This window comes from Pseudomonas sp. HMSC063H08 (assembly GCF_001813645.1).
In the GTDB taxonomy this organism is placed as follows: Bacteria; Pseudomonadota; Gammaproteobacteria; order Pseudomonadales; family Pseudomonadaceae; genus Pseudomonas; species Pseudomonas aeruginosa.
Genome location: NZ_KV813364.1, coordinates 1 through 833 on the forward strand (window position 1 = coordinate 1; position 833 = coordinate 833).

Sequence of the window (833 nt, forward strand, 5' to 3'; positions counted from 1 at the left end):
AGCCCGGACTGGCTGTTGTCGAGCGTGTCGGCCGCGACCTTCAGGGTCTTTTCGCTGACCAGTTCGCCACCTTGCTGGGCCAGGCTGCCAAGCGTCGCCTGCAGGTCGCCCTTGGCGGCGATACGCCCTCCGGCGTTGCCGACGGCGTTCGCTGCGAGGTCCAGGCGGCCATCGCTGAGCAGCTTGCCACCCTGGTCGTTGCGCAGGCTGGCGACCTCCACGCGCACGCCAGCCTTGCCGCTGGCGCTGCCGCCGTCGCGGTTGTCGAAGGCGCCTCCCGTGGCGCTCAGGCCGGCGTCGGCCACCAGCACGCCGCCACGGTTGTCCAGGCTGGCGCCGTGGACGTTCAACTCGCTGCGGCTCGACAGCAGGCCGCCGGCGCGGTTGTCCAGTTGCCCCACCGTCACGCGCTGCGCGCCCTGGCTGAGCAGGTTGCCTTCATCGCGGTTGTCCAGCAGGCCGCCGAGGCTGACCTCCAGGCCGCCCCGGCTGCTCAGCGTGCCCTTGCCGCTGTTGTCCAGGCTGCGCGCCCGCAGGTCGAGGCGGTTGGCCGCGGAGAACAAGCCGAGGCGGTTGTCGATGGCACCGCTGGCGACCACCAGCAGGTCGTCGCCGATCAGCTTGCCGCCGCGATTGTCGAGGCTACCGACGCGGGCCTCGACGCGCTTGCCGGAGACTTCGCCGTCCCCCCGGTTGACCAGCGCCTGGGCGCTGACGCGGGTGGACTGCTGGCTGCCGAGCAGGCCTTGCTGGCCGTTGTCGAGCGTCGCCGCGCCGACCTCCAGGTCGTTCAGGCCGATCACCTGGCCGCCACGGTTGTCGAGATCGCCACG

1 protein-coding gene is annotated in these 833 nt (G+C 71.8%); it reads right to left on the reverse strand.

The genetic code is table 11. The features are described 5' to 3' along the window. On the reverse strand, positions 1–833 hold an 833-nt coding region (locus HMPREF2924_RS05075; RefSeq protein ID WP_049263468.1), incomplete at both ends, for a hypothetical protein.